This is a genomic window from Pseudarthrobacter sp. NKDBFgelt, assembly GCF_046097905.1.
Lineage (GTDB): Bacteria > Actinomycetota > Actinomycetes > Actinomycetales > Micrococcaceae > Arthrobacter > Arthrobacter polychromogenes.
Genome location: NZ_JBJURL010000009.1, coordinates 16,945 through 42,332 on the forward strand (window position 1 = coordinate 16,945; position 25,388 = coordinate 42,332).

19 protein-coding genes are annotated in these 25,388 nt (G+C 67.9%); 7 read left to right on the forward strand and 12 right to left on the reverse strand.

Features of this window, described 5'->3' with window-relative positions; genetic code table 11:
- Window positions 1-88: 88 nt before the first annotated feature.
- From ACKAE7_RS03945 to ACKAE7_RS03955, 3 genes are all read left to right on the forward strand, one after another.
- The gene (locus ACKAE7_RS03945) at window positions 89-3,574 is read left to right on the forward strand and encodes an SNF2-related protein (protein ID WP_408978560.1); all 3,486 of its coding nucleotides are present in this window, start codon (window positions 89-91) and stop codon (window positions 3,572-3,574) included.
- Window positions 3,575-3,677: 103 nt separating this feature from the next.
- Entirely contained in the window at window positions 3,678-4,361 is a 684-nt protein-coding gene (locus ACKAE7_RS03950; RefSeq protein ID WP_408978561.1) for a hypothetical protein, read from the forward strand.
- Between the two features lie 36 nt (window positions 4,362-4,397).
- Entirely contained in the window at window positions 4,398-5,378 is a 981-nt protein-coding gene (locus ACKAE7_RS03955; RefSeq protein ID WP_408978562.1) for a glycoside hydrolase, read from the forward strand.
- 142 nt (window positions 5,379-5,520) lie between these two features.
- On the opposite strand, the gene ACKAE7_RS03960 is transcribed toward ACKAE7_RS03955, so the two are convergent.
- The 8 genes from ACKAE7_RS03960 to glnT all read right to left on the reverse strand — a co-directional run bounded on the left by ACKAE7_RS03960 (window position 5,521) and on the right by glnT (window position 14,831).
- Window positions 5,521-6,810, reverse strand: coding sequence for an ammonium transporter (locus ACKAE7_RS03960; protein WP_190612664.1), 1,290 nt, complete (start codon window positions 6,808-6,810; stop codon window positions 5,521-5,523).
- 300 nt (window positions 6,811-7,110) lie between these two features.
- The gene (locus tag ACKAE7_RS03965; RefSeq protein WP_188812148.1) at window positions 7,111-7,734 is read right to left on the reverse strand and encodes an XRE family transcriptional regulator; all 624 of its coding nucleotides are present in this window, start codon (window positions 7,732-7,734) and stop codon (window positions 7,111-7,113) included.
- Between the two features lie 49 nt (window positions 7,735-7,783).
- Window positions 7,784-9,034 (reverse strand): allantoate amidohydrolase, encoded by a 1,251-nt coding sequence (locus ACKAE7_RS03970; RefSeq protein WP_408978587.1) that lies wholly within the window; start codon window positions 9,032-9,034, stop codon window positions 7,784-7,786.
- Window positions 9,035-9,093: 59 nt separating this feature from the next.
- Window positions 9,094-10,311 (reverse strand): FAD-dependent oxidoreductase, encoded by a 1,218-nt coding sequence (locus ACKAE7_RS03975; RefSeq protein ID WP_408978563.1) that lies wholly within the window; start codon window positions 10,309-10,311, stop codon window positions 9,094-9,096.
- A complete protein-coding gene (locus ACKAE7_RS03980; RefSeq protein ID WP_408978564.1) occupies window positions 10,311-11,708 on the reverse strand; it encodes an FMN-binding glutamate synthase family protein in 1,398 nt (465 codons plus the stop codon). The genes ACKAE7_RS03975 and ACKAE7_RS03980 overlap by 1 nt, the downstream gene beginning before the upstream one ends.
- A 9-nt stretch (window positions 11,709-11,717) precedes the next feature.
- Window positions 11,718-12,455 carry a protein glxC gene (locus ACKAE7_RS03985; protein WP_190612661.1) on the reverse strand — a complete coding sequence of 246 codons (738 nt, stop codon included), beginning with the start codon at window positions 12,453-12,455 and terminating at the stop codon, window positions 11,718-11,720.
- A complete protein-coding gene (locus ACKAE7_RS03990) occupies window positions 12,443-13,363 on the reverse strand; it encodes a glutamine amidotransferase (RefSeq protein WP_188812143.1) in 921 nt (306 codons plus the stop codon). The genes ACKAE7_RS03985 and ACKAE7_RS03990 overlap by 13 nt, the downstream gene beginning before the upstream one ends.
- 52 nt (window positions 13,364-13,415) lie before the next feature.
- Window positions 13,416-14,831 (reverse strand): type III glutamate--ammonia ligase, encoded by a 1,416-nt coding sequence (glnT, locus tag ACKAE7_RS03995; protein ID WP_408978565.1) that lies wholly within the window; start codon window positions 14,829-14,831, stop codon window positions 13,416-13,418.
- A gap of 333 nt (window positions 14,832-15,164) precedes the next feature.
- On the opposite strand from glnT, the gene ACKAE7_RS04000 reads away from it, so the two are divergent.
- The 3 genes from ACKAE7_RS04000 to ACKAE7_RS04010 all read left to right on the forward strand — a co-directional run bounded on the left by ACKAE7_RS04000 (window position 15,165) and on the right by ACKAE7_RS04010 (window position 18,204).
- Window positions 15,165-16,163, forward strand: coding sequence for a LacI family DNA-binding transcriptional regulator (locus tag ACKAE7_RS04000; RefSeq protein ID WP_190612658.1), 999 nt, complete (start codon window positions 15,165-15,167; stop codon window positions 16,161-16,163).
- A 140-nt stretch (window positions 16,164-16,303) separates the two neighbouring features.
- Window positions 16,304-17,455, forward strand: coding sequence for a Gfo/Idh/MocA family protein (locus ACKAE7_RS04005; protein WP_408978566.1), 1,152 nt, complete (start codon window positions 16,304-16,306; stop codon window positions 17,453-17,455).
- Entirely contained in the window at window positions 17,455-18,204 is a 750-nt protein-coding gene (locus ACKAE7_RS04010; protein ID WP_190612657.1) for a ThuA domain-containing protein, read from the forward strand. Before ACKAE7_RS04005 ends, ACKAE7_RS04010 begins: the two co-directional genes overlap by 1 nt.
- 45 nt (window positions 18,205-18,249) lie before the next feature.
- Here ACKAE7_RS04010 and ACKAE7_RS04015 read toward each other — a convergent pair whose 3' ends face one another.
- The 4 genes from ACKAE7_RS04015 to ACKAE7_RS04030 form a co-directional block, all read right to left on the reverse strand.
- Entirely contained in the window at window positions 18,250-20,166 is a 1,917-nt protein-coding gene (locus ACKAE7_RS04015) for a DUF2264 domain-containing protein (protein WP_408978567.1), read from the reverse strand.
- 76 nt (window positions 20,167-20,242) lie between these two features.
- Complete coding sequence (locus ACKAE7_RS04020; RefSeq protein ID WP_408978568.1) at window positions 20,243-20,980, reverse strand: ThuA domain-containing protein; 738 nt, start codon at window positions 20,978-20,980, stop codon at window positions 20,243-20,245.
- Complete coding sequence (locus ACKAE7_RS04025) at window positions 20,977-22,128, reverse strand: LacI family DNA-binding transcriptional regulator (protein WP_408978569.1); 1,152 nt, start codon at window positions 22,126-22,128, stop codon at window positions 20,977-20,979. The genes ACKAE7_RS04020 and ACKAE7_RS04025 overlap by 4 nt, the downstream gene beginning before the upstream one ends.
- Window positions 22,125-24,134, reverse strand: a complete 2,010-nt coding sequence (locus tag ACKAE7_RS04030; protein ID WP_400620481.1) for a heparinase — start codon at window positions 24,132-24,134, stop codon at window positions 22,125-22,127. The genes ACKAE7_RS04025 and ACKAE7_RS04030 overlap by 4 nt, the downstream gene beginning before the upstream one ends.
- Window positions 24,135-24,291: 157 nt before the next feature.
- On the opposite strand from ACKAE7_RS04030, the gene ACKAE7_RS04035 reads away from it, so the two are divergent.
- Complete coding sequence (locus ACKAE7_RS04035; protein ID WP_408978570.1) at window positions 24,292-25,314, forward strand: hydroxyacid dehydrogenase; 1,023 nt, start codon at window positions 24,292-24,294, stop codon at window positions 25,312-25,314.
- Window positions 25,315-25,388: the final 74 nt, after the last annotated feature.

Here is a 25,388-nt window from a genome sequence, read left to right on the forward strand (position 1 = left end):
GCCCTTCGCCCCGCCGGCGAACTAAGATGGATCAGATGACCAACCACCGGCCCGGCCCCGCCGTGGCCTGCTGAAAGTAGCGCGCACCATGCCATCCCAACCGGACGAGAGTGCGGCACTGGCAATACAGACTCCCGCCATCAACGACCGCTCCCTGGCGGCCGGGCTGGCGTATGCCATGGGAAGCCGCGTCTCAGGCATCTCGTTCGACGCCGCCACCGGGCTCATGCTGGGCAAGGTCCGCGGCGGCGCGGACCTGCCCTACTCCACCACCGCCAAGCTGGTCCGCAAGGGCGGCGGCTGGAGCTGCACCGTGGGCGTGTGCAGCTGCCCGGTCCGCAAGGACTGCAAGCACGTGGCGGCGCTGCTCTTCGCCGCCGAGGACAACCCGGCCATCCGCGTCCAGCTGCTCACGCCGTCCACCTCCACCCAGATGTCCCGCACCCCGCCCGGCGCCGCACTGTCCGACTGGGAGCAGGCCCTCAGCCCGCTGATCTCCCAGCCGGGAGCCGCGCCCTCCAACGCCGGAGTGCCGCTGGCGCTCCAGTTCGAGGTGGAAGAACCCGCGCCGCACTTTTCCTACACCGGCCGGCGCGATCCGCAGCGCAGCGTCCGCCAGCTGAAGGCCCGGCCCGTCATCATGGGCGCCAAGGGCAAGTGGATCCGCGGCGACGTTTCCTGGACCACGCTGAACTACCTGAACTTCCGGCGCGAGTGCAATCCCGCGCATGTGGAGTGGATGCAGGAGTTCCTGGCCGCCCACTCCGCGGCAGCCGGCCGGACCTACAACTCCTCCGGCTTCTGGCTCGGGCTCAACTCGTACGCCGGGAAGAACCTGTGGAGCCTGCTGGAGGACGCCGGGAAGATCGGCCTCGCGCTGGTCCACTCGCGCGGCACCGAGCCGGTCCGCCTCGCAGCATCGCCCGCCGCCGTCGGCCTTAATCTGAGCCGTTACGGCTCGCCGCTGGCCGCCCCTTCCGCAGCGGACGCGGCGGTGCCCGCTGCAGCGGCCAAGGACCAGGCGTCCGACGGCGGCCTGGAGCTTGCGCCCGCCATCGCCGTTGAGGGCGTGGAAATTGATCCGGCGTCAGTGGGAACCATCGGCCGCCCGGCCCACGGCATCTTCTTCACCACCGATGCCCTGGCCACCGACGGCGGTGCGCTGCCCGGCGTTGGCGAGGCCACTGCTGGCGAAAACGTGATTACGCTGGCTGCGCTGGAAGGTGGCCTGAGCGAGGAACTTCTGACGTTCGTGACCGCCGGCAGCACGCTGCATATCCCGGCCAGGGACGAGTCGCGCTTCCTGACGGGCTTCTACCCGAAGCTGAAGCAGACGGCCCGGGTCACGGCCCGCGACGAGTCCGTGGAACTCCCCGCCTTGGCTGTCCCCACCCTGTCCCTGCTGGCCAACTACGGTGCCGACCACAGGGTGCGGCTGCACTGGGAATGGCACTACAAGAGCGGAAACCTGGTCACGGCGCAGCCCCTCTGGAGGCACCCCGGCGACCACGGCTACCGCGACGACACCGCGGAAGCCCGGATCCTCGAAGGCCTCGGCCAGCCGTGGGACGTGGTGCCCGCACTGGGTGAGTCCGCCACCGGCGGCTGGGGCACTCCGCGGCTTGCGGCGTCAGCGGAACTGAAGGGCCTGGACACCCTGGCCTTCACCGAGGAGGTCCTCCCCCGGCTGCGCGAAGCCCCGGACGTCGAGGTGGACACCGTGGGCGAGATCGCCGAATACCGCGAGGCCGAGGAAGCACCGGTGGTGTCCATTTCCACCAAGGCCACCGAGCAGCGCGACTGGTTCGACCTCGGGATCCAGATCACCCTGGAGGGGCAGCCGGTCTCCTTCGCGGCCGTTTTTTCTGCGCTGGCGTCCGGCCAGACCAAGATGCTGCTGCCCAGCGGCGCCTACTTTTCCCTGGACCTGCCCGAGCTGCACCAGCTGCGCGCACTGATCGAGGAGGCGCGCTCCCTGCAGGACAACAAGGACGCACCCCTGCAGATCAGCCGCTTCCAGGCCGGGCTGTGGGACGAGCTTGCCCAGCTGGGAATCGTGGACGAGCAGGCGGCCGCGTGGCGTTCAGCGGTGGGCGGCCTGCTTGAAGGCGGCGTGGACGGCCTCCCGCTCCCCGCCACCCTCAATGCGGAGCTCCGGCCCTACCAGCTGGAGGGCTTCAACTGGCTTACGTTCCTGTACCGGCACAGCCTGGGCGGGATCCTCGCGGACGACATGGGCCTGGGCAAGACCGTGCAGGCGCTGGCCCTGATGTGCGCGGCGAAGGAGCTCTCGCTGGCGGCAGCAGATGCTTCAGCAGGCAAGTCCGACGCCGGTGCTCCCTTTTTGGTGGTTGCCCCCACCAGCGTGGTGGGCAACTGGGCGGCGGAAGCAGCACGTTTCGCTCCCGGACTGAAGGTCCACGCCGTCAGCGAGACCTTCGCCAAGAGCAACCAGGCCCCGGCGGAGGCACTGGCCGGCGCCGATATTGTGATCACGTCCTACGCCCTGTTCAGGATCGACTACGAGGCCTACGCCTCCCGCACCTGGTCCGGGCTGGTCCTGGACGAGGCGCAGTTCGTGAAGAACCACCAGTCCAAGGCCTACCAGTGCGCCCGGAAACTGCCGGCGGCCTTCAAGCTGGCCATCACGGGCACGCCGCTGGAGAACAACCTCATGGAGTTCTGGGCGCTCACCTCGATCGTTGCGCCCGGACTGTTTTCCAGCCCCAAGCGCTTCGCCGAGTATTACCAGAAGCCGGTGGAGAAGAACGGCGACAAGGGGCAGCTGGACAAGCTCCGCCGTCGGGTCCGTCCGCTGATGATGCGCCGCACCAAGGACCAGGTGATCAAGGACCTGCCGCCCAAGCAGGAGCAGATCCTGGAAGTGGTGCTGAACCCGCGCCACCAGAAGGTGTACCAGACGCACCTGCAGCGCGAACGCCAGAAGATCCTGGGGCTGATCGAGGACGTGAACAAGAACCGGTTCACCATCTTCCAGTCGCTCACCCTGCTGCGGCAGCTCAGCCTGGACGCCTCCCTGGTGGACCCGGCGCTTTCCGCAGTGCGGTCAAGCAAACTGGATGTGCTGTTCGAGCAGCTGGAGGACCTGGTGGCTGAGGGCCACCGGGCACTGATCTTCAGCCAGTTCACCGGGTTCCTGGGGAAGGTCCGGGAGCGGCTGGACGAGGAGAAGATCGAGTACTGCTACCTCGACGGCGGCACCCGCAACCGCGCGGACGTGGTCAACGAGTTCAAGAACGGCAGCGCTCCGGTGTTCCTGATTTCGCTGAAGGCCGGCGGGTTTGGGCTGAACCTCACCGAGGCCGACTACGTGTTCCTGCTGGACCCCTGGTGGAACCCCGCCTCCGAAGCGCAGGCCGTGGACCGGACCCACCGCATCGGGCAGGCACGGAACGTGATGGTGTACCGGCTGGTTGCCAAGGACACCATCGAGGAAAAGGTCATGGCGCTCAAGGCCCGGAAGTCGCAGCTGTTTTCCGATGTCATGGAAGGCGATGCCCTGGCCGGCGGCGCCATCACGGCGGAGGACCTCGCGGGGCTGTTCAAGGAGTAGCGCTGAAGGCGGGGCTTTGGGCCCTACGCCTGCGCCAGGGCTGGACTTAATCTGGGATAGCAGAGCGACTGGCGGGCGCCTGCCGAATCCCGGGAGGCAAACCGTGAAATCGGCCAATGCGAGCATCATCGCCGGCATCGTCCTGATCTCGGCGGGCGTGCTGTTACTACTGGACCTGCTCAACGTCATCGAGAGCGCCGCCTACGTGCCGATGCTGATCTTCGCCGCCATAGGGGCCGTGTTCCTGTCCCTCTTCATCCGCAGCCCGGAGAACTGGTGGGCCGCCATCCCCGGATCGGTGTTCCTGGGCCTGGCAGCCGTGATTGCCGCCTCCCAATTTACAGACGGCGGCGCCAGCGCCAGTTTCCTGTTCCTGTTCATGGCCACCGGATTCGCCGCGGTCTACCTGCGTCAACGGGGCAACTGGTGGGCGGTGATTCCCAGCGGCGTGATGCTGACGCTGGCCGTCATCGTTACCCTTCCGCAGGATCTGCAGGGCATGCCCGTTGCCGCCGTCCTGTTCCTGGGCATGGCGGCCACCTTCGGAGTCCTGTCCCAGGTTCCCGTGCCCGACGCCGGTCCCGCCGGGCGGATGAAGTGGCCCCTGATCCCGGCGACCGTCCTGGGCGTGCTGGGCGTGCTGGGCGTGATCTTCGCCCTGCAGTCGACGGCACTGCTCATCGCTGCGGACATCCTGGTCCTGACCTTCATGATCCTGGCGGGCGTAGGCCTGCTGGTCTACGCCTACCGCGCCCTACATGGCGGGCACGGCAAGGCGCACGGCTAAGCTGGTACTCCAAGAAACTACAACGTTGGAGAAACAGTGCAAGAGCCGCTCACTCCCCTGCGCGCCGACGCCTTCAGGACGCCGTACCGCGATCCAGTCTGGGACGGCCCGACGGATCCGATCCTGGTTCATGACCACCTCACCGGCGACTGGGTGCTTTTCTACACCCAGCGCCGGGCCACGGCGCCGGGGGTGTCAGGCGTGGAGTGGGTGCACGGCACGGCCATTGGCGCGGCCCGCTCCTCCGACGGCGGTGCAACCTGGCAGTACCAGGGCACGGTGGACGGACTGGTGCCGCCGAAAACTGAACTGCCGGCAACCCTTTGGGCGCCCGACGTCGTACGGGTCGGCGACGAGTGGTTGATGTACATCAGCGTCCTGGGCGGGGTGCGGAAGGACTGGACCGGAAACGCAGAAATCGTGCAGTTCGCCAGCAGGGACCTGGTGGGCTGGGAGTACCTGGGCCCCATCAACCTCGATTCGCCACGAGTGATTGACGCCGCCGTCGCACGCTGCGGGGACGGCCGCTACCGGCTCTGGTACAAGGACGAGGCCCGTGGCTCCAACACGTACAGCGCGGTGAGCGATACCCCGCGTGACCCCTCGTCCTGGACGCTGGAAGGCCTCACCATTCCCGGCCGTCCGCACGAAGGGCCCAAGGTCTTTGCGCTTGAGGGAACGTACTGGATGATCGTGGACGAGTGGCGGGGCCAGGGCATTTACCGTTCGGCGGACGGCACGGGCAGCTGGGTCCGGCAGGAGCACCTGGACGGGCTGATCCTCACCCAGCCGGAGCACGTGGACGGGCGGCCCGTCGTCGGACGCCACGCGGACGTGGTGCCCCTCGCCCCCGGGGAAGACGGCAAGGAGCGGGCCCTGCTGGTCTACTTCACCCACCCGCACTGGGGTGGCGAGGACATCGACACCATGGCCCCGGACCCCAAGACCCGCCTGAGCCACGTCCGCGGCGCGGTGCTGGAAGTCCTGGACGGGAACCTTGTCTGTACTGAACACTGATTTCCGGGCGACCAGGCGCTTCACAACATGACAGAGGACCAACCCCTGGAACTATAAGCCGGCTAATACCGGCACCGGTCCACAGGTTGGCCCTCTGCCTGACTCGTCCTCCGGATGGCACCCACCCGGAATCTTCCAAAACCTACGCGCGCTGCGGAGAGCCCAGCTCCACCGGATCCTCATCCGTAAGGTAAGCGAGCTCGGAGTGTGCCGCGAGGTCGATGCCGCGCATCTCGTCCTCCGGGTTGATCCGCAGGCCGATCGTCTTGTCCAGGATCTTGGCGAGCACCCAGGTGATGCCGAAGGAGTACACCAGCACGGTCACCGTTGCCAGCGACTGGACACCGAGCAGCTCCACGCCGCCGCCGTAGAAGAGTCCGCTGACTCCGTTCGGGGCAGCATCGGTGGCGAAGAGGCCGATCAGCAGGGTGCCCAGGATGCCGCCCACCAGGTGGACGCCCACGACGTCGAGCGAGTCGTCGTAGCCCAGGCGGTACTTCAGTTCGATGGCCAGCGAGCAGACGGCCCCGGCAATCGCGCCGATGGCCACTGCGCCCAGCGGGCTGACCGCGCCGCAGGCGGGGGTAATGGCCACGAGTGCGGAGATCAGGCCGGAGGCTGCGCCCATGCTGGTGGCTGCGCCGCGGCGGAGCCGTTCCACCAGGGCCCAGGCCAGGAGGCCAGCTGAGGCGGCCACAGCGGTGTTGAGGAAGACCACCGATGCCGAGTGGCCGGCGGACAGGGCCGAGCCGGCGTTGAAGCCGAACCAGCCGACCCACAGGAGGCCTGCACCCACCAGCACCAACGGCCGGCTGTGCGGCTTCGCGTGCTCCACCTTGGGCCAGCCCGAGCTCTTGCCCAGGACCAGTGCCAGGGCCAGGGCGGCCGCGCCGGCGTTCATGTGCACGGCGGTGCCGCCGGCAAAGTCGATGGCCTCGATGCCGCTGGCGATCCAGCCGCCGGTCACGCTGCCGTCCTCAGAGGAGAAAGCGAACACCCAGTGGGCAACCGGGAAGTAGACGATGGTGGCCCAGATGCCGGCAAAGAGCATCCAGGCGCCGAACTTCATGCGCCCGGCAGCCGCGCCCGCCACCAGCGCGGTGGTGACACAGGCGAAGAACAGCTGGAAGGCCGCGAACAGTGCCACCGGAATGGACGCCTCTGCGTCCTCGGCCATCAGCTGCCCCAGGCCGGGGAACTCTGTGACGTCACCGATCAGGCCCAGCCCGCCCACTGAATTGCCGAAGGCCAGCGAGTATCCGAACAGTGCCCAGAGGACGGCCACCAGGCTGGCGCCGCCGAAGCACATCATCATCATGTTGAGAATGCGGCGCGAGCCCACCATGCCCCCGTAGAACAGGGCAAGGGCGGGGATCATCATGCAGACCAGCGCTGCGCTGGCCAAAATCCAAGCGACATTTCCCGAATCCATGGGAAACCCCTTTCGTGATGCGAGGAGAGAACGCCAAATCGCCCGTTGGAGCCACTCCGGAGGAGGGACGCGGAGTCAGTACCACGTTCATCGGAGGGCAGCTATTGCCGTCTGGTTCCAACTGTATGGCGGCAGTAATGGGCTGGGTTTCCGGTGTGTTAAATGATCGTTTCAGTCATCCGCACGCGAGTTTCAACCGTCCCGCTGACCGCAGGAGTGCTGCGCAGGAGTGCTGGCCAGCAGTGCTGAAGCCGGAGTGCTGGGCCAGGGTGGGGAAGGCCGGGCGGAGGAAGAAGGACCCTACTTGGCGGAAATGGCCAGGAACGTGATGGGAAGGTCCAGCAGCTCCAACGGCCCGTGCGGCCCTTCGCCGTCCAGCAGCAGGGAATCGCCGGGTTCCATGGCGTACTCGTAGGAGCCGTGGCCGTACACCATCCTGCCGGCGAGCAGGTAGATGAACTCCGTGCCGGGGTGCTGGAACAGCGGGAACACGTCGGAGGCGTCCGTGAGCGTCACCAGCGTTGGCTCCAGGGCATCGGTCCGGCCCTTCAGAGTGCCCAGGACGCGGTATTCGTGGCCGTGCTGGGTGCCGCTGCGGACGGTGAGGCTTCCCTGGCCGCTCTTGGTGAAGGTGGCGTCGCGGTCCGTGTCCGCGCCACGGAACAATGCCGTGACCGGCACTTTCAGTCCATCAGCAAGCCGCTGCAGCGTGGTCAGGGAACATGAGGTGGTGGCAGTCTCCACCCGCGAAATCATCGCCTTGGAGAGGCCTGTCCGGGCGGCCAGTTCCGCCGAGGACAGCCCGGCAGCCGTACGGTAGTGCCGCACCTGGCGTGCGATGACCTGCTCCAGCCGGCCTGCGGCCTGCCCGTCAGCCTGCGCCCCGTCGTCGTCACCGGCGTGATCGGCTGCGTGTTCGGTCATAGCAGCCATCTTAGGCACGGAAGGGCGCGGTAGGACGACGACGGCGGCGCTACCTGGGTGCGCGGGTGTCGCCTGCCAGCCCCGCGAGGGAGTCCGCCAGCGCAAGTGCGCCGGCCTCGGCATCCCGGTCTTCCACCAGCTCTTCGGGGGAATGCGAGATGCCGGTGGGATTGCGGACGAAGATCATGCCCGTCGGCAGGTGGGAGCTGAGGACGCCGGCGTCGTGCCCGGCGCCGGTGGCCAGAATTGGCGCAGCCGGAAGCAGTTCCTGCAGCCGGTCGCGCAGCCCGCCGTCGAAATGCACGGTGGGGCTGAGCGATTCCATGGTCAGGTCCGCGGTGCAGCCCTCCTCCGCGGCGAACACCTGCGCAGTCAGCCCAATGGCTTCCACCAGTGCGGCGGTGACGGAGTCGTCAGGGTGCCGGGCATCGATCCACAGGTCCACGCGGGACGCGATGACATTGGTGCCGCCGGGCACCGGCTGGACCCTGCCCACGGTGGCCCTGGCGTCGCGGTACTTCCGGGCGGTATCGCGGATGCCGACCACCACCTTGGCTGCCGCAATCATCGGGTCCCTGCGGTCCCGCATCAGGGTGGTGCCGGCGTGGTTGCCCTGGCCGCTGATGCTCAGCTTCCAGCGGCCGTGGCCCAGGATGGAGGAGCCGATTGCCACAGGCTGGTCCAGGTCAATCAGTCCCCTGCCCTGTTCCACGTGCAGTTCCACAAAGACGCCCAGCTGCTGGAGCGTCCCGTAGTCCGCTCCGATCAGGCGCGGGTCCTGGCTGTTCGCAGCCGCGACGTCGGCGTAGGTGTTGCCGTCGGGGTCCTTGAGCCGGCGCGCCTTGTCCGGGTCCAGGGCTCCGGTGAGGAGGCGGGAACCCAGGCAGGCAACGCCGAACCGGGAGCCTTCCTCTTCCGGGAAGACCGCGATGGCCAGCGGACGCCGGGGCCGCAGGCCGCGGGTTTTGAGGATGTCGACGGCGACCAGCGCCGATGCAACGCCGAGCGGGCCGTCGTACTCGCCGCCGCCGGGAACGGAATCCAGGTGGCTTCCGGTGACGACGGCGTCCTTCCGGGTGCGTGCTGCGGTATCCCACCAGGCCCAGATGATGCCGTTGTGGTCCGGGTGGACATCCAGGCCGCGCCGTTCTGCCTGCTCAATGAACCAGCCGCGGAGGTCCGTCTCGGCGGTGGAGAACACCGGACGCGAGTACCCGCCCCGTGAGGCGTCCCTGCCGATGGTGGAGATGTCACGCAGGAGGCCGGCAACAGTGGGGGTGCTTGTCCGGCCGGAAGGCAGGGCATCCGCCGTGGGGTCCGCCGTGGGTATTGTCTGTGGAAGGCTCACTGGTATCCGTCCTAGGTGGTCACAGCTGCTGGGGACGCAGTCCGGAACCGGTCCGGAACACCGCCGGAGCCGTCGGCCAGGTCCGCGGCCCACTGCCCGATCAGCGGCGCGAATTTGGCGCCGTGGCCGGAACAGGGGGAGACGATTGTCAGGTTGTCCACGCGGTCGATGAGGAAGTCCTCGTTGGGTGTGTTGGTGAACAGGCAGGTTGTTTCGGCGTAAGGCTTCGGGTCCAGGCCGGGCAGGTAGCGCTGCACGTACTCCACCACCCGGCGGCGGTTGGCGGGGTCCACTTTCCCGGTCTGCCGTGCCGCGGAAGGAATCAGCTTGCCGCCGTTGTACTCCGCCACTTTCTGCCCGGCGAAGCCGGCATCCCGCCCGCCGGGAAGGCCGTAGGCCTGGATGTCCGCAGCCTTGTGGATGAAGGTAGGCCAGCCGCCGGCACCCGGCGCAGCGCCACCGTCGTCATCGTTGGAGGCGTCTTCCTTGGAGGCGTGGTCCGCGGGGGCGTGGTCGCGGTACTTGAAGTGGAAGGCCTGTTCCTGCCGGACGGTGACCTCCGGCAGCCCGGCCACGAAACCTGCCGGAAGGGACAGCCGCCCCAGCAGTGCCGGCAGCCACCCGCCGGCGCTGATCACCACGTTGCCGGCGCCCACCGTCTCCCCTGCAGAAGAACGCAGCCGGTAACCGGTGCCCGTCCGCTCCACACTTTGCAGCTCCCAGTCGGCCAGCAGCCGGACGCCGTGCTCGACGGCGAGGCTTATCATCGCATTGACGGCGCCTTCCGCGTCGATCACCCCCGCGCCGGGGTGCCAGAGGACTTCGGTATCGAAGGCGATCTGCGGCCAGCGTGCGCGGGCGTCGGCCGCGGACAGGAGTTCGTGCTCGATCCCTTCCTCAGCCAGCACCGAGGCCAGCAGCCGGGGATTGCGTTCCGGCCCGTAGTCCACGGCGCCGAAAGGGGTGATCAGGGGCGTGCCGCATGCGGCAGAGAGTCCGTCCCACAGGCCCTTCGATTCCACCACCGCCCGGGTATAGAAGGGGTCGGGGTAGGCGTAGCGGAAGATCCGGGCGGACCCGTGGGAACTGCCGTCGTGGCTGGCCGGGACGTTGCGTTCCAGGATGGTCACCTGGTGCCCCCGGACGGCCAGCTGCCAGGCGGTGGCGGCACCGGCCAGCCCGGCGCCCACCACCACAAAATCTGACGCGCCGGAAAAAGCCTCAGGCATCAGAAGCTTCCCTGCACTCCGGGGATCCACGAGGTGCCGGCCAGCGGCACGCGGGCCATGGCGGATGCCTCGATGGTGAGCGCCACCAAATCCTCGGGCTCCAGGTTGTGCAGGTGCGACTTCCCGCAGGCCCGGGCAATGGTCTGGGCCTCCATGGTGAGGACGCGCAGGTAGTTGGCCAACCGCTTGCCGGCGGCCACCGGGTCCAGCCGGGAGGACAGTTCCGGATCCTGAGTGGTGATGCCGGCGGGGTCGCGGCCATCCTGGAAGTCATCGTAGAAACCGGCTGCGGAACCGAGGGCGGAGTACTCGGCGGCAAATCGTGGATCGTTGTCGCCCAGGGCTATCAGCGCCGCCGTTCCGATCGCCACGGCGTCTGCGCCGAGGGCCATGGCCTTGGCGACGTCGGCCCCGGTGCGGATGCCGCCGGAGACGATGAGCTGGACCTTCCGGTGCACCCCGAGTTCCTGCAGGGCCTGCACTGCCTGCGGGATGGCAGCGAGGGTGGGGATCCCGACGTTTTCGATGAACACCTGCTGCGTGGCAGCGGTGCCGCCCTGCATGCCGTCCACCACCACCACGTCGGCCCCGGACTTCACGGCCAGGGCGGTGTCGTAGTACGGCCGGGAGGCGCCGATCTTGACGTAGATGGGGGTCTTCCAGTCGGTGATTTCGCGCAGCTCGCCGATCTTGATTTCCAAGTCATCCGGGCCGGTCCAGTCCGGGTGGCGGCTCGCCGAACGCTGGTCGATGCCCACCGGGAGGGTGCGCATGCCGGCGACGCGTTCAGTGATTTTCTGTCCGAGCAGCATCCCGCCGCCGCCGGGCTTGGCGCCCTGGCCCAGCACGATCTCGATGGCGTCGGCCTTGCGCAGGTCGTCCGGGTTCATGCCGTAGCGGGAGGGCAGGTACTGGTACACCAGGTGGTTGGACTGGCCGCGCTCCTCAGGCGTCATGCCGCCGTCGCCCGTGGTTGTGGAGGTTCCCACCTCCGAAGCTCCGCGGCCCAGCGCCTCCTTGGCGTTGGCCGAGAGCGCGCCGAAGCTCATGCCGGCGATGGTCACCGGGGTCTGCAGGTGCAGGGGCCGGGTGGCGTGCCGGTCGCCGAGGACTACGTCCGTGTCGCACTTTTCGCGGTAGCCCTCGAGCGGGTAGCGGGACATGGAGGCGCCGAGGAAGAGAAGGTCGTCAAAGTGCGGGACCTTGCGCTTGGCGCCCCAGCCGCGGATGTCGTAGACGCCGGTGGCGGCGGCGCGCTGAATGTCCGCGATAGTGGCGCGGTCGAACGTGGAAGATTCACGGAGGCCCAGCGCGGCAATATCAGGCACACCGGTATTGGGTGCGGGACTGTTCGGTGCCGGGGCCTGGGCAGGAGCAGGAATGGAGGTGATGGTCATGGTGGGCTCCTAGTACTGCGTCGAGTTGTCGACGTGGAAGTGGTAGAGGTTCCGGGCTGAGCCGTAGCGCTTGAAGTCGGCAGGATTGTCCGTGCGGCCGGCGGCGGCGAGCAACTCCGCGAGTTCTGCGAGGTGCTCCGGCATCAACGGTTTTTCGATGCAGTCCGCGCCGAGGGAGGCCACAGTGCCCTTCACGTAGATCCGTGCCTCGTAGATGGAGTCGCCCAGGGCGTCCCCGGCGTCGCCGCAGACCACCAGCCGCCCGGCCTGCGCCATGAACGCGGACATGTGGCCGATGTTGCCGCCCACCACGATGTCCACCCCCTTCATCGAGATCCCGCACCGTGCCCCAGCATTCCCGTCGATGACCACCAGCCCGCCGTGGCCGGTGGCGGCTGCTGACTGGGAAGCGTCTCCCTTGACGTGGACGCGGCCGGACATGATGTTTTCCGCAAGGCCGACGCCGGCATTGCCGTTGATGATGACGTGGCCCTTTTGGTGCATCCCTGCCGCGTAGTAGCCGGCGTGGCCGTCGATGGTCACGTTGATGTCCGCGTCGATGCCGACGGCCAGGCTGTGCTTGCCGCCGGGATTGGCTACAGCCCATGCCTGTCCGCCAGCGGCGTTGTGGACGGCCTGGTTCAGTTCCCGGACGCTGGTGGCGGCCAGGTCCACACTGGTGGTCTCCTGCTCCCGCTCTTGCGGGGTGGTGGTTGCGGTGCTTTCGGGGGCTGTCAGAGTGACCATGTGTAGACCTTTCCGGGTTCCGGTTCAAAGATGCGGGCGTTGTCGATGCCGGGCAGGCCGGCCAGGGCGCGGTACTCGGAGGCCATGGCCACGTAGTCGTCCGTTTCGGCGATGATGGCCGGTTTGCAGGCGATGGGGTCGCGGACCACGGCCATGCTGTCCGCGGTGGTGACCACCAGGGTGTAGAAACCGTCTAGGGCCTTGCCCAGGTTCACCAGGGCTTCCTCGAGGGTGTCGCCCTGCTTCAGCCGGGAGGCGACGTAGCGGGCGCCCACTTCGGTGTCGTTTTCGGAGTCGAACACCACGCCTTCGCGCCTGAGCTCCCGGCGGACAGTGGCGTGGTTGGAGAAGGAGCCGTTGTGGACCAGGCAGAGGTCGTCGGCCACGGAGAACGGGTGGGAGCCGCCGGCGGTAACGGCGGACTCGGTGGCCATCCGGGTGTGGGACAGTCCCTGGCTTCCCGCCATCGCCTCCAGTCCGTGCTCGGCGGCGATTTCCATGGGGTGGCCCACGCTTTTCATGACCGCCACATGCTCGCCGCGGCCAATGATGGTGGCGCCGGGCAGGGTTTCGCTGACCGCTTTCACCAGCAGATCAGTCCCGACGGCGGCGCTCACCAGGGTGGTGTCGCCGACCACTTTGACGGCTGCTGCCGCACCCGCCGGAAGCGCACCGGCAAGGAGAGCCGCGACGCCGGCGGTGATGTCCGCCGTCGTCATTCCCTGGTCCTTGCCCAGCAGGCTGAGGGTGGACATCCCCCGCGAAACCAGGCCGGGGGTGTTGTAGACGGCCAGGCCGGCGGAGTCCGGTCCGCGGTCCACGATCTGGCACAGCATGGAGGACAGCAGGCTGCCCATTTGGGGGTGCAGCGAGGGGTTGCGCAGCTGCAGCGCGGCGATTCCGCACATGGTGGGGGTCCTTACTCAATAGCGTCTGGTGGTGTGACTGGATGGAGGACGGTCAGATCGACGTCAAGTACGTGCGGATTTCCCAGTCGCTGACCTGGTTGTGCCAGCTCAGGAATTCCTCCTCCTTGGCGTCCGCGTAGTACCTGCCGATCTCCGGGTTGCCGCTGAGGCTGGCCAGCATGACCGGGTCCTGCCGCAGGGCTTCGACGGCATGGAGCAGGGTGGCCGGCAGCCGGTGCGCGTCCGGCCTGGACTCGCCGGGACCGGACGGTGCACCCGGGTCGGCGGCTTTCTCCACTCCGTCCAGCCCTGCAGAAATCGCGGTGGCGATGGCCAGGTACGGGTTGGCGGAGCCGTCGCCGGAACGCAGTTCAATCCGTTTGTTGTCCGGGACGCGGATCATGTGGGTCCGGTCGTTGCCGCCATAGGACGCCTTCCGAGGTGACCACGTGGCACCGGATGAGCTGGTGGTGGCGCCTGTCCGTTTGTAGGAATTCACTGTCGGGGCGAGGAACGCCTGGAGTGCCGGAGCATGGTCCAGGATGCCGGCGATAAAGGAGCAGGCGAGGCCGGAAATCCCAAGGCCCCTGCCGTCGTCGTTGTTTCCCTTGCCTTCCGCCCCGCTGCCCGCTGCCGGGAACAGCGCCTCGGCGCCGGACCACAGGGACAGGTGGAAGTGCAGTCCAGTGCCGGTGCGGTCGGTAAAAGGCTTGGGCATAAAGGTGGCCGTCATGCCGCGCTGTTCGGCCAGGATGTTCAGGATGTAGCGGAGGGTGACCACCCGGTCCGCGGTGGTGAGGGCATCGGCGTAGTTGAAGTTCTGCTCGAACTGGCCGGCGGCGTCCTCGTGGTCATTGGCATAGTTGCCCCAGCCCAGGCCGTTCATCGCCTCGGAGATGGAGGTGAGGTGGTCGTACATCCGGGTGACCCCGCGGGCGTCGTAGCAGGGGCGGGGTGAATCGTCCCTGGCGTCGGCGGTACTCAGCGTCCCGTCGTCGTTCTTCTTCACCAGGAAGTACTCCACCTCGGCGCCCACCTTGGCCTGCATGCCCTTCTCCGCAAGGCGGGCCAGGGTGTTTTTCAGGATCACGCGCGGCGCGTAGGGCCAGGGCGTGCCGTTGACGTGGGGGTCGCAGTGGATGATGGCCAGGCCCTCCTTAATGAAGGGCACCGGGGTGAAGGAGTCCAGGTCCGGCACGGCGATCAGGTCCGGGTCCTGCGGCTTCTGCCCCATCAGGCCTGCGGCGAAGCCGGCGAAGCCCATGGCACCGCTTTCAAGTTCGCCGGCGGCTTCTACCGGGACCAGCTTGGCGCAGGGCTTGCCTGTCATGTCCACCAAGGTGGCCAGCAGGAAGCGGACGCCGTGGGCCTTGGCGATGTCTGCCAGGGAAATGGCGGGAGCCCCGGAAACTTCTCGTTCTTCAGCGAACGGCAGGGCAATTACAGCAGGGGTTGCCACACTGGTCATCGAAACGTTCCTGTTCGGTTGGCGTTAGCTATCAGTAAACCTTGTTGCATAAGAGTATCCAAAAATGTGTTTCGCGGGACGGGCGGCAAGGTTAATTTGATGTTTCACGGCAGGCGCTCCCGGAACCGCGTCACGCCAGGCGCCCTCTTGGACGGTCCAGGCTGACAGCCTCCCGGAATCACGGGGGATGCAGCGGCGCGGGAGGCCAAAAGCGTGCCGTGCGTGACGCCGGCCGCGGCTAAGCTGAAGAACAGCAGCCACGGCAGCACGGGCAGGCCGAGCAGGGTGGAGGGCCACAGCCCTCCCTTGAAGCCGCGGAAGGGATAAACGGACATGGCACGAGCGACAGTCCAGGACGTCGCGAAAACGGCGGGAGTGTCCGTGGGGACGGTGTCGCGTGTGCTGAACGGAAGCCCGGCCGTCAGTGCGGCGAGCAAAGAAAAGGTGGCTGGAGCAATCCGCCAGCTCAACTACCGGCCCCTCGCTTCCGCCCGCGACCTGCGCCGTGACCGCACCATGCGCATCCTGGCCCTCGCGAAAAATCTGGACTCACCCATCGTCAGTGAGGCCTTCCGGGGTGTCGGCGATGCTGCCGCCCTGTCCGGATACGTCAGCCTCATCGCACCGACAGCCGGCGAACCCGAGCGGGAACAGCAGCTGGTGGACATGCTGCGCAACGGCTCCGTGGACGGCTTGATCATGTTTTCCCCAACCATGGCTGACGACGAGATCGAAGCAGTGGCCACCCAAATGAGCGTGGTGCAGCTCTGCGAAGTGGCGGACTCGGAGGCGGCGTTCGGCGTATCCATCGATGACCGGCAAGCGGCATACGACATCACGCAGCACCTCATCAAAACCGGAAGCCGGAAGTTGGCGATGATCGGCAACCGGGCGGCGCGCTCCGGCCGGCTCCGGGAGGACGGCTTCCGGAGGGCCCTTGCCGAAGCGGGCCTCTCGCCGGAACACCTGCTGTTCGCAGACGGGGACTTCAACTTCCATTCCGGCCGGAGCCTCACCCGGGAACTGCTGGGCAGCGACCGGCTGCCCGACGCGGTCTTCTGCGGCAGCGACACGGTGGCCGCCGGATGCGTCCGCGAAATTACCGATGCCGGCCTGCGGGTGCCCGGCGACATCGCCGTTGCAGGCTTTGACGACTCCATCCAGGCGGAGATGTGCGTGCCCGGGTTAACCACCATCAGGCAGCCCGCCTACGACATGGGCCGCGTGGCCTTCGACGCGCTCTTCGAGCGCATGACGGAACCCGGGGCGCACCGCCGCGGCCGGACCTACCTCCCCCACGAACTCGTGGTTCGGGACTCAACAAAGGGCTGAAGGGGGTTGACAGCCCAGAACCCCCACTGACAGACTTTTGGAATCGATTCCAGCACTTTCGGGCAGTTCGTATCTTTACGTTGGAATCGATTCCACGCCAAGCAGAACCCACCCAGAATCAAACCAAAGGAAGCAACCCCTTGAACATCGAGCAGTCCCCGGCGCAAGGGGCAGCAGGACAGCAGTCAGCTACACCAGGCGAAGAACCACACTCCAAAGAATTGAGGGTAGGCGTTGTCGGCATCGGCTGGGCCGGACAGCAGCACCTCATGGCCTACAACGGCCTGGAAGGCGTCCGCATCGTGGCGCTGGCGGGAATGGAGGAGGAACTCCGCAACTCGCTGCAGGCCGAATACTCCATTCCGAACGCCTTTGCCGACTGGAAAGACATGCTGGAGCACGGCGGGCTGGACGCGATCAGCGTGGCAGTGCCCACCTTCCTGCACGCGCCCATCGCCATCGCCGCCCTGGAACGGGGAATCCACGTGCTGAGCGAGAAGCCCATCGCGCGCAACGCCGTCGAAGGCCAGGCCATGGTGGATGCCGCCCGCAAGGCGGGGCGCGTCCTGGACGTGGCCTTCAACCACCGCCGCCGCGGCGACATCAAGGCGCTCAAGGATGTCATTGACGACGGCGGACTGGGCCGGCCGTACTACGCCAAGGCCTCCTGGCTCCGCCGCTCCGGCATCCCCACCCTGGGCAGCTGGTTCACCAACCCGGAGCTCGCCGGCGGCGGACCGCTGGCGGACATCGGCGTCCACGCGCTGGACTACGCCCTGCACCTTCTCGGTGAACCCAAGGTGGTGGCCGTCTCCGCCGCCACACATTCGGAGCTTGGCCCCCAGGGGCGGGGCGGTGGAAGCGCCTACTCGGCACTGGCCTCCAGCCACGCATTCGAGGTGGAGGACTTCGCGTCAGCGTTCCTCCGGCTGGAGGGCGGCGGAACTCTCGTGATCGAAGCCAGCTGGGCCACCTACCGGGAAACGGACGACCTTCTGGACTTCACCGTCTACGGCACCGATGGCGGCGCCGAGCTCAAGGTGCAGGGGGCGCCGTTCCCGGCCGTAGGCCAGCTCCGGGTTTTCACCGACAGGGAGGGCGAATCCGCCGACTACGTCCCGCCGGTGCTTCCGGGCCGCGCCCATGACGCAGTGGTGGAAGACTTCGTCACGGCAGTGCGCGGCGGCGAGCAGGCCTGGGGCGAGCACGATGGCTCCCTGGCGCTCTACCGGGCGCAGATCATCGACGCGTGCTACCTGTCCGCACGCGAACAAAGGGAGGTTCGTCTCTAATGAACGACAAGCTGAGAATCCGCGTCTGGAACGAGGGTGTCCACGAGGCCAACAACGAGCCGTCACACATCGGGGAGATCTACCCTGACGGCATCCACGGCGCCATCGCCGCGGGGCTCCGTTCCTTCTACCCCGAAGCGGAAATCACGACGGCGGTGCTGGCCACCGACGACGAGCACGGCCTTGACGAGGACGTGCTCGCCGAGACGGACGTCCTGCTCTGGTGGGGCCACGTGGCCCACCACGAGGTGAGTGACGCCGTCGTCGAACGCGTCCACCGGCACGTGCTCGGTGGCATGGGGCTCATCGTGCTCCACTCGGGGCACTTCGCCAAGGTCTTCACCAAGCTGCTGGGCACCACCTGCTCGCTGGCCTGGCGGAACGACGGCGAGCGCGAGCTCGTGTGGACCGTGAAGCCGTCACACCCCATTGCCGAAGGCGTGGACAGCCCCATCGTCATCCCCGAGCAGGAGATGTACGGGGAACTGTTTGACATCCCGGACCCGGACGACCTGATCTTCATCAGCTCGTTCGCCGGCGGCGAGGTGTTCCGTTCCGGCGTCACCTTCACCCGCGGCAAGGGACGCATCTTCTACTTCAGCCCCGGCGACCAGGAGTACCCGGTGTACCACCACCCGCAGATCCAGCGGGTCCTGGCCAACGGCGTGAAGTGGGCGGCCCAGCCGGAGCTGCACCGTTCCGTCCCGGAGGTCACCAACCCTTCGCGGGACTGGTTCAACGAGGCGTAGGAGTTTTTGTCCAGATACGCAGGGTTGCGGGGCCTTTAAGTCGGCTTATCTGGACAAAAACTCCAATGCGGCGGCGAAGGTGAGGACGGTGCCGTCAGGGAAGCCGAATCCTTCCCCCGGAACAAGGCGGACGGCGTATGCTTCCGCAGCTTCCTCCCCGGCGAGGACGACGACGGCGGCATAGTCGCCGTCGCCAGCCACGCCTGAGGTGCCGATCCAGGGGATAGCAAGGCTCTCCCCCATCGGGTGCGGCGCGTCCCGGCGCCAGGTCCCGGCGTCGTCAAGGCGCAGGCCAAAGCCGGGTACGGGCCGCACCGTACTGGCTATGCCGGATGCCGCATCCACCGGCCAGCCGCCGATCCGGAGCTTCGCTTCCTGTGCCGGGTCCACGCCCCGCACCCGGACCAGCCGCAGCTCCACCGCCCCGCGGGTCAGCGACACCACCGTCACCTCCGGGCCCGGCGTGGCTGTACCCCGGGCGCCGCTGCCGTGGTCCGGCCCGGCGTCCGGATCCACGGAAATCCAGTTGACGGTGCTCCGCGAGGCACCCGCCAGCACCCCGCCCAGGTCCTGCTGCCCGAGGTATTCAAAGCCTGTCCTGTGGGTGGTCTGCCCTGCACTGTCCATCAGGACCACGGCGTTGTCCAGGGACTGCGGTTCCAGGTCCGGGAAGGTGGCGGTGGAGTAGCCCAACCGGGCATAGAGCGGCGAATCCGCCACCTTTACGCCGGCGTTGGCGTGGTCCGTGCCGTGGTTCCGGATCCTCACCACGCCGTCCGCCACCGTCCCGTCCACCTGCCAGCCCGGGGCATGGATAAGCCGCCGGGTGTCGCCGGCTTCCACGGGCAGCGGTTCCTCGACGGCTGTCCAGACGCGGTGGTCCGCCGGCAACGCCAGGCCCAGCATGCCCTTGGCCGCCCAGTACGGTGACCCGGCGCCGGAGTAGGACTGCTTCATCCCCGGGAACTCGCCGTGCCAGCCGATGGAGAGCAGCCCGTCCTCGGTGATGGCGCCCCGGCGGGCAAAGTAGTCCAGGATTCCCGACGCCGCCCGCCGCGTGACACCCGGGCTGAGCCGCGTGTGCCCGGACAGTTCACCGGTCCAGAACGGCGCGGCCGCGGCGAAGCGGTAGATCAGGCTGCGGCCCTGGATGAGCGGGGCGCCGTTGGCCCCCACCAAGTGGACGGCGTCGTCCAGGAAGTCGGCCAGCCTGTCACCGTCAAGCTGTGCCCGGGCCCTGACCCGCGGATCCCCGGGCGCCATCAGCTCCCACAGCTGCGGGTAAACCTGGAAGGCCCAGCCAACGTAGTGGTCAAAGGCACGCTCGGGCCCGTCGGCGAACCAGCCCTGGCTCCGGTACAGGGAGTCGTGGATGGCCAGGCCGGCGTCGATGTCCTGGTCCGAGTACCGGCCGCCCACCGAGGCCAGGAAACTTTCGACGACGATCTGGAACCACACCCAGTTGATGGGCGGGTAGTCCTCCCCGATCACGGTCTCGAACCACGCGATGAGCTGTTCCTGGACGCGCTGCGGCAGCTTGTCCCACAGCATGTCCCGCGTGAGGGCCAGGCCGACGGCCAGCGAGGCCGCCTCCACTTTCGCCTGGCCGAGCTCCCCCGGGGTTGGCCAGCGGTCCGGGTTGGCGGGATTGGTGCCGGCATCCAGCCCCCGGGCATACCAGTCGGCGATCCAGCCAGTGCCGCCCGGGTCCCCCGCCATCCGGAAGGAGGCCAGCAGGAATGTCCGTGCGAACGCTTCGAGAGAATCGCTGCGCGGGCCATAGGCGCTGTTGGCGCCGGGGAGGTGGATGTTCGCGTGGTCCTCAGTGGCATGCCGGTGTGCCGAGCGCAGCAGATAGTCCGCGTAGGCGCACCAGTGCTCGCGGGTCAGGCCGGTGAACGGCGAGAGCTGCCGGTCCAGCGGGGGCAGGAGCAAGGAAACGGGTGGAGCTGTGGCGGGCATGGATTCCTCAGAGGGTCAGGTGGTGTTGGCGGGTCAGGCAAACAAGAGGGTCAGGCGGGCGAAGCAGGTCAACGGGTCAGCGGCTCAGCCAGGAGATGGCCCGCCCCAGCAGTTCCCGGTGTTCGGGCGATTCGTAGGAGGCGGCGTCGTGGCCCAGGGCGTCATAAAACGTGCGGCCGGCCGGATGTCCGTCGGATGACTGGCGGAGCAAGGACCACACCAGCGGGTGCTCAGTGCCTTCATGTGTATGGGTGGCGTGAACGGTGTTGCCGGGGGCGGTGCGCAGCCAACTGTAGCGCTCATCGGGCAGCGTAAAGTCCTGCATCCCCGCAACCAGGGGGCCGGACCCGGGCCGGATCCGGACGGTGGCCGGTCCGTAGTCGGGGTGCATGGACGTTCCGCGGACCCAGCGTCCCCCGAGCCCGCCTTCCCATTCCGGGCAGTCCACGAAGCTGGTGGAGCTGGAGTGGCTCACCAGCATGGGGCGTCCCGAGCCAAGCCACCGCACCAGTCCCGCGGCGGCCACAGGAGTTCCGGGGGACGGACGCCCGTCGCGGGGCAGCCCCACATTGACCACCAGGAGTTCCGGCAGGTCAGTGTCCGCGGTCCCGGCCAGTTCCTCCAGCGCGGTGTCCACGTCGCCGGGAATCGCGACGCCGAACCCCGCCTCCCGCAGCAGGCCGGCCAGGGCGGCGGACGTCTCGGCGAAAGGATGCCACGGGTCCGAGTAGCGTCCCTCACCGCTGAGCAGCAGGGCTTTCGGCGCGGCGGCAGGGTCCCGGCCAGCATCCCGGCCAGTGGGAGGGGCGGTCACTGCGGGACCTGCAGCATGCCGGCTGCCGGGGCCTGCGGGGCGCCCGCCGAGGACTCGCGCAGGATCAGTTCCGGGTTCAGCTCGATCCGGTGCACGGGCCGCATCCGGCCTTCCGCCAGCCGTGCCGCCATCAGCTGCACGGCCACCTTGCCCACGTACTGCTTGGGCGGCCGCACCGCGGAGATGGCCGGCTCCGCAAGGTAGGCCACTTCGTCGTCATACCCCACAATGGCGATGTCCCCGGGCACCCGCAACCCCTTGTCCACGCAGTGCTGCACAAACGCCACCGCCTGCGTGTCGGAGTGGACCAGCATGGCGGTGGTCCCGGTTTTCCGGCACAGCGCCAGGACGTGGTCGAAATGCGTGGCACGCCCTCCGTTCTCCGGCTTCGCCGAATCCTCGTGCACAGAGCCTTCCAGGGGAATCTTCAGCGCGGCAAGCGCCTGGTGCCAGCCGCGCACCACGTGCGGGCTGGTGGGGCTGGAGGAATCTGTGAGGCAGCCGATCCTTCGATGCCCCTCCTGCCACAAGTGCCTGACGGCCATCCCCGCGCCGAAGGCATGGTCCGTGGCCACCCACTCCAGCCGGTGGGCCGGGATCTCAATCGGCGAGCGCCGCTCGGCGAGCACCACGGGGATGGGCAGGGCGTTGAGCCAGCGCAGCAGTTCCTGGCTCTGGTCCCCGGTCATGTCCGGCGCCACGATCAGCCCGTCGATGTTCTGCGTGTCCAGCAGGGCCTGCACCTGGCGGCGGTTATCCGCGGCGTCATAGGCGGACCCCCGGACCAGGATCCGGAGGTTCTGGTCCTCGGCTTCCGCCCGCGCTCCACTGATGACCTGCGGCCAGTAGTAGTCCAGCGACGGCACCACCATCCCGATGGAGTAGCTGTGGTGCGGAGGGCGGCCCGCCGCCGTCGACCGGTCCAACTTGCTGGGCAGGGTGGCGCCGCCGTGCACCCGCGACACCAGCCCCTCGTCCGCCAGGATGTTGACGTCCCGGCGGATAGTCAACTCGCTGACACCCAGCTTCGCCGCAATGCCGCGGACAGTGATGGCTCCGTGGGCGCGGAGTTCCTCCATCAGCCGTTCCCGGCGCTGCAGGGAGAACAGGGACTTCCCTGCCGGTTCGGCGGGTTGTTCCGGGCTCATGGGGTTACCTCCGCGGTGAGGGTGAATGCGCCGGCGGCGCGGGGTCTTGTTTCTGTCAGTTCTTCAGTCATCGGCAGGCGGAACCGCAGCCGGGTCAGCTTTTCGCCCCAGACGCCGGCAAGGAGGGGATCGTCCAGCGGCCATTCGTCCACCAGCACGACGGCGGAGGCGGGCTCCCAGCGCAAGGCTAGGCCCCGGGTTCCGCCAGCGCCGGGGATCCCCACGGGCAGGACCGTGGCTGCCCCCTGTCCCAGCCTGACGGTGCCGGCCGCCAGGTAGGCGATGTCGACGTCGGACGTTCCGTCGTCCCGCGCCCCGTCAAGGTCCCAGCGGTCGGCCACAACGACCTTCCCGGCATTGCGGTCCAGGGATGAGGTGCGGGTCCACGCGTCCGGCCGCAGCCCATACGCCGCGCCGAGGGCCAGCTCAAGGGTGGGCTTGTCGGCCGCCGGTTCTGCCAGCACCACGGCCGCGTACTCCCCGCCGGCGCCTTGCTCCAGTCCGAAGGGCGCCGGGACGCTGTGCCAGGCGCTCTGCATGGCGCGGATTTCATAACGGTCCGGTCCGAACGTCATGGCGGTGTAGGTGGGCTGGCCGGCATCAACCAGCAGGGGAACCCCATCAGCTGCGACCACCACGGAGCCCACATCCTTGTGGTTGTGGTGCTCGCCGTTGTGCCCGCCCTTGGCTGCCAGGAACAGGCCCCGGGACGTTCCGGCCGCCTCCCGCGCCACCATGATCTGGACGGACGGAAACCAGGCGAACGGAACCAGCGGCGGAGTTTCCGCCTTTTCCACACCGGCCTCCCCGCCCACCTCCTCCACCGTGGCCACGAGCGAGTGCAGCACTCGTCCGAGCCCTGCGGCCGCCTCAATCCGGAGGGCCGCCATGGCTGCTGCGTGACGGGCGGCGTCCTGGTCCCCAAGGCGCACCGCCCAGCCGTGGAGTATGTCCCAGGGCAAGGCCGCTGCTGCCTGCGCGGGGCCGTCGGCCACGTTCAGGAACCAGTTGGCGCCGATGTGCATCCGGTGCGGAAAAGCCACCAGTTCGCGGACCACCGGCAGGCCGGCGTCGAGCCCTCCCCCGGTGGCCTGCTCCAGCAGGGCCAGGCCCTCGAGTGCCCGTCCGGCGCCGTTCCACCAGTAGGCGAAGCCCTCGTCGATGGCACCGTCGGCGGGAAGGGAGGCGAGGAAACGGCCCAGGCCCTCGATGCACCGGGCAACTGTTCGCGCCTGGGTTTCGGGGTCATCCACCAGGAAGAGCGCCGCGGCGATCAGGTTGGAGTGGATCCAGGGGTTCCAGTTATGGACGTCCCCGTCCAGTCCCAGCCAGTGCCAGTCCATCCGGTCCAGGAACGGCCGGATAACCCTCCGGGCAGCCTCCCCGCGGATCCGCGCGCGCAGGCCCGGGGCCCGTTCGTCCAGCTGTCCGCCCAGGACATGGTCAAGCCACGCCAGCTGCGCGGCCACTTCCCCGGCGCCGAGGTCCAGAAACGGCCGGCCCAGGTCCGGCACCACTTCCCTGCTGCGGGCAAACACGTCATCGTGGGCGGCCCAGCTCCAGGAGCTTTGCTCACAGAGGAGGTAGGCGCCGTCGATCACCTCGTCCAGCCAGGCAGCCGGCCCTGCTCCTGCGCCGGAAGCTGGCCCACCGTCGTCGGACACCAGGGCCATCACCACGGCGCGGGTCAGCCGTTGCTGGCGGGCGGCCACCAGCCCCTCGTAGGCGGTCCGGTTTCCGTCGCGGAAATACCGCGCATAGTGGGAAACCAGCGGCTGCGGCCACGGCTTTCCCCGCTCGTCGCAGGCCTGCTCGCGCAGCGGACCGAGGACCGCAGCATCTGCCGGGCGCCACCGGAGGTCACCTGCGCCGGGCAGCTCAAGCCGAGCCCGGGCACCGCGCAGCAGGGACACGAGCCCCGAGGCTGAAGCGGCGGCGCCCCAGGCAGTTGCCAGGGGATCGACGCACGTGGCGGCGGGAAGGGCAGCGCCGGTGCGTGGTGTCATCGGGGTTCCTCAAATGTTCGAATGTGAATGTTTTAGAACGAACATGATCAGCTTGGATGATCTGTCTTGTTTATGAGTATCTACTGATTGTTAGATGTGATGCAAGACATGAAACTGAGCCCTGCCGGGCGAACACCACAACCCGAAAGGAGGCGTCGTGTCCCGAAAACCGAAGGCGCTGCTGGTCATGAACCGCGGTACTTTTGCGGACCAGTTTGATGCATCGCGGCTGGAGCGCCTCGCAAACCTGGTGGAGCTTGGCGCGCAGCCGTGGACCACGTCACTCGACATCAAGGAACACCCCGGACTGGCCCCGCGCCTTGCGGAGGTGGAAATCCTCCTCACCAGCTGGGGCGTCCCCCGCCTGGACAAAAATGCGCTGTCACTCATGCCTGGGCTCCGCGCTGTCTTTCACTGCGCCGGGACCGTCCGCAGCTTTGTCAGCCAGGAACTGTGGGACCGCGGCATCCTGGTCACCAACGGCGCAGACGCGAACGCCATCCCGGTAGCCGAATTCACGTTTGCCTCCATCGTCCTGGCCGGCAAAAAAGCCCAGGTGCTGTCCAACGATGCCCGTATCCACAGGGAGGACTGGAGCTACAGCACCCTGCGCGGCGAGCTGGGCAACATCGGGCAGACCATCGGGGTCATCGGCTTCTCCCGCATCGGGCGCAGGGTTGTCCAGCTGGTCCAGCAGCTCCAGGACGTCACCTGCCTGGTGAGCGATCCCCATGCCGACCCGTCAGCCGTGGCCGCAGCAGGAGGGCGGCTGGTGCCCCTGCCGGACCTCCTCGCGGCGTCGGATGTCGTTACCGTGCACGCGCCGGCTCTTCCGGAGACACGGCATATGCTCGGCGCAGCCGAACTGGGGGCGATGAAGGACCATGCCACCCTGATCAACACGGCCCGCGGTTCGCTGGTGGACACCAGCGCCCTGGAAGCCGAATGCGCCACCGGCCGCATCAACGCGCTCCTGGACGTCACGGAACCCGAACCGCTGCCGGCAACCTCCGTCCTGTATGACCTCCCCAACGTCGTGATCACTCCGCACATCGCAGGCTCCCTGGGGAGCGAAACCCGCAGGATGTCCGACGCCGCCCTGAACGACCTGGAACGGTACCTGACCGGACAGAAGCTGCTGGCGCAGGTTGTCTCCGGCGACCTCTCCCTCAGCGCCTGAGCACTCCGGCACCTGAGGCACCGCACCAAATTTCGCCGCAGCCGCGGCAAACCCGCATCCCTAGTAAGGAGAAC